Origin of the sequence: Novosphingobium sp. PP1Y (assembly GCF_000253255.1) — a bacterium.
Lineage (GTDB): Bacteria > Pseudomonadota > Alphaproteobacteria > Sphingomonadales > Sphingomonadaceae > Novosphingobium.
The window spans coordinates 389,489-402,072 of record NC_015580.1 but is presented as its reverse complement, the minus strand read 5'-3'; the positions used below and the strand labels follow the sequence as shown (position 1 = coordinate 402,072).

Below are 12,584 nucleotides of genomic sequence, written 5' to 3'. Positions count from 1 at the left end.
CGAGGGCGCTCTTTTGCCCGTGCGGATTTTCGGGCATGCATGGCGAATGTTCGACGATACCCGTACCGACGACCTCGAAGCCGAAACGCCTCTGCTGTTCGGTCGCGTGCTGGACGGTCGCGGCGGCGGGCGCACCGTGACCTGGCAGGAAGCGAACGCCTGGCAGCCCGGCACACCGGGGGAAGTCTTGTGGATGCACTTGCGGCGCGACCGTCCGGGCGTCGCCGAGTGGCTGGAGCAGACGCTGGGCCTGCCCGAACCCACGGCGGAACTGCTCACCAGCGAGGATACCCGCCCGCGCGCCTTCAGCGAGGACGGCGCGCTGGTGGCGACGCTGCGCGGGATCAACTTCAACCCCGGAGCAGAGCCGGAAGACATGGTCTCGATGCAGGTCTGGTGCGACGGGCAACGGCTGATCACGCTGCGCCGGCGGCCCTTGCAGACGCCGCGTTCGGTGATGCACGATCTCGATGGCGGGCGCGGCCCGGTCGATGCAGGCGCTGCCATCACTTCGCTGGTCGAGCATATGATTGCCCGCATGAACCGCTCCATCGTCGACATGAACGAGGTGATCGACCAGCTGGAGGACACCGATCCCGACGACGATCCGGAAAGCATGCTCGACAAGATCTCGACGATCCGGCGCAATTGCCTCGCTCTCAAGCGCCACATGTCGCCGCAGCACGTCGCGCTTGAGCGCATCTCGCGCGATGCCCCGGCCTGGTTCGAGGACCACGACCGCCGCGAGATCGCCGAGACGATCGACCGCATGCGCCGCTATATCGACGATCTCGACATCAGCAAGGAAAGCGCGGTCGTCCTGCAGGACGACCTGCGCGCCCGCGCCGTCGCCCAGTCGAACCGCACCAGCTACCTGCTGACGATCGTTGCGGCGATCTTCCTTCCGCTCGGATTCGTGACCGGGCTGCTCGGCATCAACGTCGGCGGGATGCCCGGCGCCTCGAACCCGGACGCGTTCTGGCTGGTCGTCGCCATGTGCGTTGCGATCCTGGTGATGCAGTTGCTGATGTTCTGGCGCTGGAAGTGGTTCGGGTAGAGCGCCGTCAGCCCAGCAACAGGCGCGCGTAGAGGAATTCCTCGTCACGCTGTTCGCCGACCATGAAGTGAATGTCGGCGACCTTTTCGAAGCCATGGCGCGCATAGAACTTGTGAGCGCCGAAATTCTCGCTCCACACCGAGAGCTGGACTTCGTCCGCGCCGAAATCGCGCGCCTCGTCCATCGCCCAGTCCATTAGCCTTGCGCCGATGCCCTGCCCGGTCGCATCGGGATCGGTGTAGAGCTGCTTGAGTTCGACCACCTTGCTGCCGCGGGCGTGCTCCGGCCAGCCGCAGGCCATGACCATCTTGCAGAATCCCAGCAGGCGGGTCCCGTCGACGGCCAGCATGATCCGCATGCCCGGATCTGCGATCTGCCCTGCAACGACGTCTTCGCCATGGGAACCGGCCAGAAAGGCAGAGAGATCCTCCGGGCGGTAGAGGTACCCGAACTTCTCCACGAAGCTGCGCGCGCCCAAATCGGCAAGGGCGGCTGCATCGGCTGGCGCGGCGAGTCTCATATCCATTGCCGTTTCCTGGTTCACTTGCCCGCGCCCGTCAATTCCGTCCGATTCAGCGCAAGTCTTTGCAGCCGCGCTCGCAAGGAGGCGGCCGTTTCCCGTTACAGCGCGCGGGTCATGCACATGGAAAAGGCGTCGGAGACATAGTCGCCGAACGGCGGGCACTCGACAAAGCCGTTCGCAAGATAGAGCTGCCGGGCGGCGCGGAAGGCCTCCGGCTTGCCGGTCTCGAGGCTGACGCGGGTATAGCGGCGCTCACGCGCGACCGTGAGCAGATGAAGCAGGATCGCCTTGCCCACCCCCTTCCCGCGATAATCGGGCGCGGCGCGCATCGATTTGAGTTCCCCGTGGCCGTCGTCCAGATGCTTGATCGCGCCGCAACCGGCGAGCCGCTCGCCATCCCATGCGGAATAGAACGCAACGTCCGCCTGCCGCAGGCGCTCTGCCGGCATCGCGTGAACCTTGCAGGCCGGAGACCACTTGTGCATCTCGTCGAGATGGAACTGCAGCAGGGCGAGAACCTGATCGCCGGACAGGTCATCGGGCACGATCCTCAAGGCGTCGATCATCAGCCTTCGTCCGAGAACTTGTCGGCCTTGCGCCGCCCCATGCGCATGCCTGCCTCCAGCCGCGCGCGCAACTGGGTGTAATATGCCTCGAGGAACCGGCGCTCGTCGTTCCAGCCGTCATTGCGGCCGATCTTGGCGGCGATCGTCTGATAGACGGATTCGATCGACTGATCCCGCCTGCCGCGCAGTACGCGTTCCAGCGCCTGAAGCTCGTACTCTCCGTAAACCGCCAGTTCCGCATCCTCGAAGTGGTACTTGCGATGCGGCGCAGCCACGGCGGTCTGCGCTCCGCGCGCGACTGACATCGCCGCCACCAGCTTCTGCCGCGGTCTTTCGAGCACCCAGCTACCGGCGATGATGTCCCCGGCGCGCAGGCCGTCGCGATTGAACATCGGGAACAGCATGAAGATCAGGAACCAGCCCGTCGCGGCCAGCCACGCCGCTCCGCTTTCCACGCCCGCAGACGCGAGAAAGACCAACGGCAGGAACAGCTCGACATCGCGCAGGAGATTGCGGGCGATGACCATTTCCGCCGAAAGCCGCCCGCCATCGCGCGCGGCGATGCGGATGCCCGCCATGCGCTTGCCCGGCGTCGCGCCGCGCGGGCCGAGTTCGAAGAACAGGAAGTAGGCGTTGCGGAACAGGAACAGGACCACGATCCAGACGATGAAGATGAATTGCAGGACATGCCCTGCAGCCGTGTCGCTCTCGATCTCGCGCATAAACGCCGATGCCCCGCCGGCGATCGAGAACAGCGCCATCGTCGATCCCAGGATCAGCAGGAATATGAAGACGAGGTCGAGCATCAGCGCACCGGCCCGCGCGCCGCGGCTGGCCACGGTGACCGGCAGGGCGATCCCCTCGGGCGTGACGAGCACGCGGTCGCGCGAGGAACGGCGCAGGCGGGTCGGCATCGCGGTCATCGAGGGGTGTCCCGGCTCGCCGCGTGGCCGTCATTGCCGCGAAAGGCGAAGAAATAGCCGAGCCAAATCAGCAGCATCGATCCGCCGATGGCGAAGCGCCCCGCCGTCTCATCGACAAGCTGGCGCGCAAAGCCTTCGAGCAGGGCCGCGACGACAAGCATGAGCACGACGCCGGCCATGACCAGCGCGGCGCGGCGTCCGGCCTGCGCAGTGGCCTGCAGCACCGGCCTGCGCCCCGGAAATGCCAGCGAGCGTCCGATGTGCAGTCCGGCTGCCCCCGCCAGCAGGATCGCGAAAATCTCGGTCGTACCGTGGACCGCGATCCATCCGGCGAAATCCGTTGTGAGCCCCGCCCCATTGTAGAGCCAGAGCATGGCGCCCAGCACGGCCATGTTGTGCACCAGCAGCAGCAGCGAGGGCACGCCGAAGGCGAAGCCGAGCGCGAAGGCGAGGATCGAGACCTGCGCATTGTTGCTGAACAGCTGGGCGGCAAACACGCTCATCCCGTTCTGCCCGGAATTACCGAAGATCGTCGCCTTGAGCGCCTCGGCGCTTGCCCCGGGCACGCGCGCGTCGCCGAACTGCTTGGGCACCAGCGCGAAATACCATTCCGGATCGTGCGAGACGAGCAGCCAGCCGACCGCCGTTCCCGCCACCATCACCGCGAAGGCGATGAGAATATCGACCCAGATCGCCCGCACCGCGGCGCTCCAGCCACCGCCAAGGAAGCCGCGGAACCATTCCCACAGGCTGGTCCGCGGGCCATAAACGACGAACCACGCGCGCTGGACCAGCGCTTCGAGGTAGGCGAGCGTTGCCGCATCGAGCGAAGTTTCCCGCGCGATCGACAGGCTGGAGGCGACGGTTCGGTAGAGGCCCGGAAGCGCCAGCAGGTCCTCGTCGGAAATGCCCCTGATCCGGCCCTTTTCCATGCGCGTGACGATGGCTTCCAGCCGCTTCCAGTCCGCCTCGCGCTCAAGCCGGAAACGGTCCGAACGCAAGGCCGCGCTTTCGATGGCATCGAGGGTGACGGTCATCCGATCGCTCCGGATCGCTTGATGGCAAGGTAGGCGTCGAGCAATCGGGTGCCGATCCGGTCGTAGCGGGCCTCGATGACGTCGACGCCGATCTGCTGCAGCCGCCGGGTCACAAGCGCGCGCTGGCGCAGCAGCGAGTCGGCCGAAACCGCCATCGAGAGCACTTCGAGATCTTCGGGAGGCTCGGCCGAAATTTCCTCGAGCTCCTCATCCTCCATCGTCACGAACAGCACGACGTGGCGGGAGACGAGACGGCCGATGCTCTCGATCATCAGTTCGGCGCTGGTCGGGTCGGAAAAGTCGCTGAACACGACGATGAGCGAGCGGCGCTGCAACCGGTTGGCAAGGGTCGCCAGGGCGAGCGTGAAATTGGGCTCCTCGGCGCGGTACTCAAGCCCGGCCGCCGCGCGCTGCAGACGGTGAAAGTCGCGCGAAGCGGTGATGAAAGGCGTGGAAACTTCGGGGCGGGAGGCGAAGCCGAACAGCGATACCCGGTCCCCGCCCTTCAGCGCGACATAGGAGGTCGCCAGCGCGGCGGAGACGGCGCGGTCGAGCCGGGGCATGCCGGCAATCGGCTCGCACATCGCCTGCCCGCAATCGAAGGCGAAGACGATCTGGTTGTTGCGCTCTGTCTCGAATTCCTTGGCGTAGAGATGGACGTGGCGGGCCGAGGCCTTCCAGTCGATGCGGCGGCGATCCATCCCGGGCTCGTACTCGGCCAGCGATTCGAACTGTGTGCCCTCGCCGCGAATTCGCCGCGCGATAAGCCCGTATTGCGCATCCTTGAGGAAAGTCTGCAGGGCCGGGGAACGCACCGCGGCAATGTTCGGCCAGACGCGGACCTGTTCGTCGAGATCGCCCAGCAATTGCCGCGCGCCCAGTCCCAGTGGCCCGGTCCAGCGCAGCCAGCACCGCATGACCCGGCCGGTGCCCCGACGCGAAGGACTGACCTGCGCCTGCCCGCGCCATTCGCCGTCCCGACGGTGCAGCGCGAACTGGCAGCGCCCGCCGGGCGACAGCCGCGCATCGCATTCCAGCGCGATCTCGACGGCAGAGGGCCTGCCTGCATGGAGCGCGGCCCGGGCTGAAAACTGCGTCTCGGCCCCGACTTCGGCATCGCCGGGCACGGTCACCTGCAAATCCTCGAGCCGCCCTCCCAAAAGACCGTCAACGACGATCAGCACCAGCACTACAAGCCCGAACAGCGGCGCGATGACCCATGCTTCCGGCTGCGTTGCGCCGATGACGAGCGCTACCGGCGCACCAAGCGCCAGCAGCACCACGGCGCGCGCGGTCGGTACGATCGGGGCAAGCCGCGTGCTCATCGCGTCAGCGCGGCGCCTCGGTCTGTTCGACAAGCTGGGCGACAAGCGCCTCGACCTGCTTGCCCTCGATCTCCGCCGCAGGACTGAGCAGCAGGCGGTGGCGCAGCACGCCGGTCGCCAGCGCCTTCACATCGTCGGGCACAACATAGTCGCGGCCCTCCAGCGCCGCGCGGGCGCGGGCCGCGCCGGCCAGCAGCACCGCCGCACGCGGGCTCGCCCCGCAGGCAAGGTCGGCGCTGTCACGCGTGGCGCGCACGAGCCGCACGATGTAGTCGGTCACGCTTTCGGCCAGGGTCACGGTCGCAACAGCGCGGGTCGCGGCGGAAAGCACCTGCGGCGATGCCACCGCTTCGATGCCCAGCTCCATAGGTGAAGGCGCACCGCGATTCTCGCCGTAGCGGGCGACGATGCGGATCTCCTCCTCGGCGCTGGGATAGTCGACCAGCAGCTTGAACAGGAAACGGTCGAGCTGCGCCTCGGGCAACGGATAGACGCCCTGGCTCTCGATCGGGTTCTGCGTGGCGACGACCATGAAATGCGGCGGCAGCGCATGGGCGGCACCGTCCAGCGTGACGCGGCGTTCCTGCATCGCCTCGAGCAGGGCGGCCTGCGTCTTGGGCGGGGTACGGTTGATTTCATCGGCTAGCAGCAGGTCACAGAAGATCGGCCCGTGGGTCAGGGTGAACTGGCTGGTCTGGAAGTTGAACAGGTTGGAGCCGAGGATATCGCCCGGCATCAGGTCCGGCGTGAACTGGATACGCCCGAAATCGAGCCCCAGCGTCGCCGCGAAGCACTGCGCGAGGAAAGTTTTCGCCGTGCCCGGCGGCCCTTCAAGCAGCACGTGGCCGCGCGCCATCAGCGCGATCAGCAAGTGGTCGATGGTCCCGGCCTGGCCAACGATGGCCTTGCCGACCTGTTCGCGTATGGCCCCGGCGATCTGCGCGACATCGGGCAGGCTGAGGGTCTCGGTCTCACTCATCGGATCAGCTTCCTTTCGAGCGCGTGGAGTTCGCGCGCGGCTTTCAGGAGGTCATGGGCCTTGCGCGAGCGCTTGAGGCGCGCGGCAATGACGGAAAAGGGTTCGGCTTCGGGATCGCGCGCGGCAAGGGCGCGGTCGATGGCCTCTTCGGCGTGAACGGTATCGAGGTAACGCGGCAGGCCAAGCCCCTGCACGAGTCGCTCGCGGATGCGGTCGGCATATGGTCCGCCGATCAGGTGCAGGCGGCGGGCACGGCGCACGAGGCCGGCGGAATTGCTGACGAGGGCGCGCTTCCCGAAGGCGATGGCGCGTTCCGCGCTGGCTGGCGGTCCGAACCGCAGAAAGGCGCGCCAGCCGATCAGCACCGCGGCGAGCAGCAGGCACAATGTGGCGGCGAGAAACGGCGGAGTGAAAGCAAGCGTGAGCAGGTTGCGCGACTGTCCGAAGCCATTGAGCGTCATGTCGAAGATCACCGGATCGCCCGGCGAAATCCCGCTGGCCCGGACCAGCGCCTCGGCAAGGCGCGCATTCTCGAGCCGCGCCATGCCGTAGTTGTCGATCAGGTCCGGCTCGAACACCAGCACCAGCGGATAGAGGTCGTCATCCTCGACCTCGGACTTCATCGGTGCAAGCGCGCGGTCTTCCAGCTCGGGGTAGTAGCCGCCGTCGTCGAGAACAGCCGCGAGGATCCGACCGTCCTGACCTTCCACCAGCGGGACCAGCCGGGCGCCCTGCCCCGACAGCACCTGCTTGCCCTCGGGCAGCACGCCGCCAAGGCCCATGCCGCGCCAGCGCGGCTGCGCGCCGTCCTTCCCCATTGAGGACAGGGTGACGCCGACATCGTCGAGAAAGCCCTGCCAGTTGGGGCCAGAAGCACCCATGAGCTGCACCCAGCCGCGCCGCGCGCCCTTCTGCTGGCGATTGACCGGGCCCGCCATCCACTTGGGCGTGACCACCAGCGTCGGCCCGATGTAGCGCCGGGCACTGACGATGCGGTCGATCTCCTCACCCTCGGCAAAGGCAGGCGGTGTCAGGACCAGCAGCCCCTGCTTCGCAAGCGCACCCTCGTTCTTGACCCTGCGCACGGCAAAGCCGCGCCGGTCGAGGAAATCGGCCATGGCCGCATAGCCATTGAGTCCCTTGCCCTGCGCATGGGCCTGGCCGTCGTTGCTGGTGCCCATCCCGTTGCCGGTCCCGATCATCCACAGCAGCGCGATGAACAGGACGGAGCCGAGGAGCACGATCCCCAGGACGGCGCGGCGGGAGAAAGGGTTGGCGCCGACCGGAATGGCGGTGCCTGCAACCGGGCCTGCAGCGGACGCCGCCGCGCTCATGCGCGCAGCTCCAGCCGGGCGAAATCGGCATAGGCGGCGCGGGCCGCTGACCAGTCCTGCGCGTCGAGATCGCGCAGGGCGAACAGGCTGCGCTCCACCCGCTCCGCAATGGTCGCGAAGGCGCGGCGGCCGCTTTCGGGCAGCATCGGCAGGACGGAAATTTCGCGCGCGGTGCTGGCCGGGATCAGCCAGTCGGGCCGGGCATCGTTGATCTGGTGGACGCTGCGCTGAAGCAGGAGGTGCGCGGCTTCACCGAATCGCCCTTGCGCGGCAAGCCGGTCGGCATCCTCGAGCAGGGCGACGGCCTGGGCCCGGTTCGGCGTCCAGACGGCGTCCTCCTCCCGGTCACGGCGATTGCGCCAGACGGCGATGGCCGGGCCGAAAATCCGCCAGAGCAGAAACAGCGCCATCGCTGCCGCCAGTGCGATCAGGACGTACTGGAACACAGGCCAGGACATGCCCAGCAAGCGCCCGATCGGCGCGAAGATGGCTTCCATCAGCCTGGAAAGGGCGCGCAGCCAGCCCGGTACTTCGGAGACGGGCGGCTGCTGGAGCGGCGGCAAAGGCGCGTACTGGATATCGGACGCGGCGCGCACGGCCTCCCAGTCGCTCGCGGCGTCCCGGGCAGCGGCCGCACCCGCAATCTGAGGCCCACCAACCGTCACGCCGGCCTGATTGGCATGGGCGGCCGTGACGTGCAAGCGATTGCCAGCGTGACCGCCGCGCAAGCAGGCCTGAAAATTCCCGACTTTTCAGGCAGCACCGCCATCCGACGGGCCGCAAGCACGCTTCGCGCAGGATCAGCCGCGGGCGCGCGCCTGCCGGTAGCTGCCCAGCGGCCGCACGTACTTGCAGTGGAAAGCCAGTTCCTGCAGCGCCATGTCGACACGCGGATCGCCCGGCACGCCTTCGATGTCGGCATAGAAGGTCGTGGCGGCAAAGCTTGCCCCGGTCTGGTAGCTTTCCAGCTTGGTCATGTTGACGCCGTTCGTGGCGAAGCCGCCCAGCGCCTTGTAGAGCGCAGCGGGGATGTTCTTCACCTCGAAGATGAAGGTCGTCATCGCCGTCTCGCCCTGGAGATAGAACGGATCGAGCGGTTCCTTGGCCAGCACGACGAATCGCGTCATGTTGTCCGCGGCGTCCTCGACATTCTGTTCGATGATCTTGAGGCCGTAGAGCTCGGCAGCCAGCTTGGGCGCCACGGCGCAGGCCGTCATGTCGCCCTGCTCGCGCACGAACGCCGCCGCGCCCGCGGTATCGGCATAGGACATCGGCACGATCCCGCGCTCACGCAGGTAATGGCGGGACTGACCCAGCGCCTGCGGGTGACTGTAGGCACCGGTGAAAGGTCCGTCCCCCAGCGCCATCAGCGCGTGGTGAATCGACATGAAATGTTCGCCGACGATCGAAAGCCCGCTTTCCGGCAGCAGGAAATGGATGTCGGCGACCCGCCCGTGCTGCGAATTCTCGATCGGGATGATCGCCCGCTCGGCCTTGCCTTCCTTCACCGCATCGAGCGCATCCTCGAAGGAAAAGCACGGCAGCGGCAGGCAATCGGGATCGAATTCGAGGGCGGCACGATGCCCGTTGCAGCCTGGTGCGCCCTGCAGGGCCATGGCGCGCGATGGGTCCGAAGCCGCTGCGGCTTCCATCTCGGCCACAAGGGCGAGAGCGGGTTTGGGATAGGAATGCATGGTGCCTGCGCGATTAGGCTGCAACTGCGATATCCGCAATGGCTCTTGCACTAAGCACCGCCCGCCACTAGAGCGCAGCGCAACCGAATGGGCTAGATTCACCGGCGGGGCAACTTCGAATGGATGATCGTTTCAATACCATTGCAGGCTGGACGCTGTTCGCAGGCATCGTTGGGCTCGGCCTGACGACCGTCAGCTCGCATTATTTCAAGGCTGACAAACCGCATCGTCCCGAGACGATGGGATACGCCATCGAAGGCGTGCAGGAAGAAGGCGAAGGCGCCGGCGAAGTGCCGATCGCAACGCTTCTGGCCAGCGCCGATGTCGCCAAGGGCGAGGCGACTTTCGCCAAGTGCGCCTCGTGCCACACGATCAACGCCGGCGGTGCCAACGGCATCGGCCCGAACCTTCATGGTGTCGTAGGCGAAGCCATCGGCCAGGGCGTGGCCGGTTTCGCGTTCTCCGATGCGCTCAAGAGCGTCGGCGGCGAATGGACCTTCGACAAGCTCAACGACTGGCTGAAGAGCCCCAAGGCCTTCGCGCCTGGCACCAAGATGACTTTCGCCGGACTTTCCAAGCCGGAAGATCGCGCGAACCTCATCGCCTATCTGAACACGCAGGGCTCGAACCTGCCGCTGCCCACTCCGCCGGCCGCCGACGAGGCACCGGCCGAGGGTGACGCCGCTGCCGCTCCGGCAGAAGGCGCGGAAGCCGCTGCTCCCGCGGAAGGCGAGGCCGCCGCGGCCGAATAATCCCGAAAATTCGACGAATCCGGCATTGCCGGCAGGAAGCGGTCCGCAGGCGTCACCGAGTCGCCTTCGGGCCGTTTCCGTCTTTAGCGCAGGAAAAATAAGCCAACCCGCCCGGCCGAGACTAACCGGGCCGGCTGACTTGCAAGGTCGCCGAAAACAGCGTCATCCCGCAGTCGCGGGAACGACGAGAGGCTCGCCCTAGCCCTTGAAGCCCTTGGCGATGACGTACCACTCGGAAGAGTCCTTGCGGCTTGCCGGCGGCTTGGCATGCTTGACACTGGTGAAGTGGCGCTTGAGCAGGTTCAGCAGTTCGGTATCGGTGCCGCCTGCAAGGACCTTGGCCACGAAAGTACCGCCGGGTGCCAGCGTCTGGATCGCGAAATCGGCCGCCGTCTCGACCAGCCCCATCGTGCGCAGATGATCGGTCTGCTTGTGACCGACCGTATTGGCCGCCATGTCCGACAGCACCAGTTCCGGCGCGCCGTCCAGCGCCCCTTCCAGCGCCGCAGGGGCCTCGTCTGCCATGAAGTCCATCTCGAAGATCGTCACGCCCTCGATGGGATCGGTGGGCAGCAGGTCGATGCCCACGACCTTGGCCCTGGGGCACTTGAGCCGCAGCACCTGGCTCCAGCCGCCCGGCGCAATGCCGAGGTCGACTGCACGGGTTACGCCCTTGAACAGGCCGAACTTCTCGTCCAGTTCGATCAGCTTGTAGGCCGCACGGCTGCGATAACCGTCGGCCTTGGCCTTCTTGACGTAAGGATCGTTGAGCTGGCGCTGGAGCCAGCGTGCCGAACTCGTCGAACGCTTCTTCGCCGTACGCAGTTTTTCGCCCGGATCGCGTCCCGAACGGCTCATCGACCGGTTTCCACTTGCTGTACGTTTCCTTCACTTGCGGCGATGACCTGTCCCGCGTGGGGGCTGCCATGGCCATTGGATGCAATCAGGCTGCGCAGGATGCCTTCGCGAATGCCGCGATCGGCAACGCCCAGTCTTGCTGCCGGCCAGAGGTCGAGGATGGCCTCGAGAATGGCGCAGCCCGCAACGACAAGATCGGCACGCTCCCGGCCGATGCAATTGAGCTCGCGGCGATCCTCGACTGCCATGGTCGAGAGGCGTGTGCTGATTTCGCGCATCGATTCGGCCGGCACGATCAGGCCGTCGACCATCCGCCGGTCGTACTGCGGCAGTTGCAGGTGCAGGCTCGCCAGCGTCGTCACGGTGCCGCTGGTGCCCAGCAGGCGCAGTTCGCCGCTGCTTGCAACCGACTTGCGCGCGCCCGAGATCCTGTCGGAAAATCCAGCGAAGCTCTCGGTCACGAGGCCGTGCATGTGGCGATAGCGGTTGAGACGATCCGCCTCGCTCACGCCTTCCGGGCCGCAGCTCTCGCTCAACGAGACAACGCCCCAGGGCACGCTCTGCCAGTCGAGAATGCGCGGCACGGTGCCGGTGCTCTCGATCAGGACGAGCTCTGTCGAGCCGCCGCCGATATCGAAGATCATCGCTGGCCCCAACCCTGCCTCGAGCAGGACATGGCAGCCCAGCACCGCCAGCCGGGCTTCCTCGCGCGCGCTGATGATGTCGAGGGCAATGCCGGTCTCTTCGCGCACCCTCTCGATGAATTCCGGGCCGTTCTCGGCACGGCGGCAGGCCTCGGTGGCGACGGAGCGCGCGAGATAAACGTTGCGGCGCATAAGCTTGTCGGCACACACGCGCAGGGCCGCAAGCGTACGGTCCATCGCCTCGTCCGAGAGACGGCCGGACTGAGCCAGCCCTTCGCCAAGACGAACGACGCGGCTGAAAGCATCGATCACGGTGAAGTTCTCGCCCGAAGGTCGGGCGATCAAAAGACGGCAGTTGTTGGTACCCAGGTCGATCGCCGCATAGGACTGCCGACCGCCGCCCGGCCGCGGACCGGCAGTACGTTGAGGATAAGGTCGTTGTGAAACCTGCCGCACCGTTTGCCGACGCGATGACGCCTGCTCGTTATTGTCGTTCTCTTCGCGCGGCGCTGCGCCTGCCTCTGGCTGTTGTGCGCCCGGTGGACGCACCTTCCCCTTGGCCGTGCCGGCGACTTTCGGGCGTGACTTGCCCTTACGTCCCTTGCGCCGCCTTCCCGGGCGACCCGACACTTTGACTTTCGCGGCCGGCGGATCTTGCTCCGCCATGGTATCAAATCTCGTTCATATCTTCCCGCCAAGGCGGCGGGCACCTGAGGCCAATGCTAACGTGCCGTAACCAAAGGGGCAAGAGAGCTTCCCCGAGCCGGTCGCAACCGCCCCCGTCATGCCGTCTCGCAAGAGCCCGTGAAACCGGCCCGGGCGCCGATCGCGATTGCCGATCCCGGCTTGCGCAAGACACCGCGGTAGTGATTTTCGCCGGGCGGGGGGTCGC

At 66.6% G+C, this 12,584-nt stretch carries 13 protein-coding genes; 2 read left to right on the top strand and 11 right to left on the bottom strand.

From position 1 onward, the window contains the following. The first annotated feature begins 46 nt into the window (after nt 1–46). The gene (locus tag PP1Y_RS08115; protein ID WP_013831801.1) at nt 47–1,057 is read left to right on the top strand and encodes a zinc transporter ZntB; all 1,011 of its coding nucleotides are present in this window, start codon (nt 47–49) and stop codon (nt 1,055–1,057) included. A 7-nt stretch (nt 1,058–1,064) separates the two neighbouring features. Here PP1Y_RS08115 and PP1Y_RS08110 read toward each other — a convergent pair whose 3' ends face one another. The 9 genes from PP1Y_RS08110 to PP1Y_RS08070 form a co-directional block, all read right to left on the bottom strand. Continuing rightward, nucleotides 1,065–1,583: a GNAT family N-acetyltransferase gene (locus tag PP1Y_RS08110; protein WP_041558685.1), complete on the bottom strand. Its 519-nt coding sequence runs from the start codon at nt 1,581–1,583 to the stop codon at nt 1,065–1,067. Nucleotides 1,584–1,678: 95 nt separating this feature from the next. Then, entirely contained in the window at nt 1,679–2,146 is a 468-nt protein-coding gene (locus PP1Y_RS08105) for a GNAT family N-acetyltransferase (RefSeq protein WP_013831799.1), read from the bottom strand. Next, a complete protein-coding gene (locus tag PP1Y_RS08100; protein WP_041558684.1) occupies nt 2,146–3,069 on the bottom strand; it encodes an RDD family protein in 924 nt (307 codons plus the stop codon). The genes PP1Y_RS08105 and PP1Y_RS08100 overlap by 1 nt, the downstream gene beginning before the upstream one ends. Further along, the gene (locus PP1Y_RS08095; protein ID WP_013831797.1) at nt 3,066–4,106 is read right to left on the bottom strand and encodes a stage II sporulation protein M; all 1,041 of its coding nucleotides are present in this window, start codon (nt 4,104–4,106) and stop codon (nt 3,066–3,068) included. The genes PP1Y_RS08100 and PP1Y_RS08095 overlap by 4 nt, the downstream gene beginning before the upstream one ends. Further along, the gene (locus tag PP1Y_RS08090; protein WP_013831796.1) at nt 4,103–5,431 is read right to left on the bottom strand and encodes a DUF58 domain-containing protein; all 1,329 of its coding nucleotides are present in this window, start codon (nt 5,429–5,431) and stop codon (nt 4,103–4,105) included. Before PP1Y_RS08090 ends, PP1Y_RS08095 begins: the two co-directional genes overlap by 4 nt. A gap of 4 nt (nt 5,432–5,435) precedes the next feature. After that, a complete protein-coding gene (locus tag PP1Y_RS08085; protein WP_013831795.1) occupies nt 5,436–6,410 on the bottom strand; it encodes a MoxR family ATPase in 975 nt (324 codons plus the stop codon). Further along, entirely contained in the window at nt 6,407–7,744 is a 1,338-nt protein-coding gene (locus tag PP1Y_RS08080; protein ID WP_013831794.1) for a hypothetical protein, read from the bottom strand. Before PP1Y_RS08080 ends, PP1Y_RS08085 begins: the two co-directional genes overlap by 4 nt. Next, a complete protein-coding gene (locus tag PP1Y_RS08075) occupies nt 7,741–8,445 on the bottom strand; it encodes a hypothetical protein (RefSeq protein ID WP_007012488.1) in 705 nt (234 codons plus the stop codon). Before PP1Y_RS08075 ends, PP1Y_RS08080 begins: the two co-directional genes overlap by 4 nt. A gap of 99 nt (nt 8,446–8,544) precedes the next feature. After that, on the bottom strand, nt 8,545–9,438 hold the full coding sequence (locus PP1Y_RS08070; protein ID WP_013831792.1) for a prephenate dehydratase: 894 nt from the start codon (nt 9,436–9,438) through the stop codon (nt 8,545–8,547). A gap of 119 nt (nt 9,439–9,557) precedes the next feature. Here PP1Y_RS08070 and PP1Y_RS08065 point away from each other — a divergent pair, with 119 nt between their 5' ends. Beyond that, nucleotides 9,558–10,190 carry a cytochrome c family protein gene (locus PP1Y_RS08065; protein WP_013831791.1) on the top strand — a complete coding sequence of 211 codons (633 nt, stop codon included), beginning with the start codon at nt 9,558–9,560 and terminating at the stop codon, nt 10,188–10,190. 198 nt (nt 10,191–10,388) lie between these two features. Here the strand turns inward: PP1Y_RS08065 and PP1Y_RS08060 are convergent, their stop codons facing one another. Continuing rightward, nucleotides 10,389–11,048, bottom strand: a complete 660-nt coding sequence (locus PP1Y_RS08060; RefSeq protein WP_007012491.1) for an RlmE family RNA methyltransferase — start codon at nt 11,046–11,048, stop codon at nt 10,389–10,391. Then, on the bottom strand, nt 11,045–12,358 hold the full coding sequence (locus tag PP1Y_RS08055) for a Ppx/GppA phosphatase family protein (RefSeq protein ID WP_013831790.1): 1,314 nt from the start codon (nt 12,356–12,358) through the stop codon (nt 11,045–11,047). The genes PP1Y_RS08060 and PP1Y_RS08055 overlap by 4 nt, the downstream gene beginning before the upstream one ends. Nucleotides 12,359–12,584: the final 226 nt, after the last annotated feature.